Below are 336 nucleotides of genomic sequence, written 5' to 3' on the forward strand. Positions count from 1 at the left end.
TTACGTAATGAAAGAGAGGAAACTGATGACTGTCGGGAAGAACTCTTACGTCTCGTTGTTCAAGCACCATTACAGCGTTCCGAAGGAGTATGTAGGCAGGCGCATGACGATTCTCTATGATGCCGGCACGGTGGAAATCTACTGTGGAATGAACCTTGTCGCCACCCATGACCGCTGTGACATTCCCTACGCTTATTCCTGGAAAAAGGAGCACAACCTGCCGGGACACTATGGCCCCTATGACAAGGACTTGGAGGAACTCTTCCGACGCGCCTCGGAAATAGACAATATCGTATTGAACTATCTACGGGAAGTGGAGCGTGCCATGCAATATCC

General features: G+C 50.0%; 1 protein-coding gene. It reads left to right on the top strand.

Annotation, left to right across the window (positions count from 1 at the left end; genetic code table 11):
- Positions 1-336 (top strand): Mu transposase domain-containing protein (locus M3090_RS15705; protein WP_410553279.1); only part of this gene is annotated, 336 nt, incomplete at both ends.

This window comes from Bacteroides sp. ET71, assembly GCF_023336905.1.
In the GTDB taxonomy this organism is placed as follows: domain Bacteria; phylum Bacteroidota; class Bacteroidia; order Bacteroidales; family Bacteroidaceae; genus Bacteroides.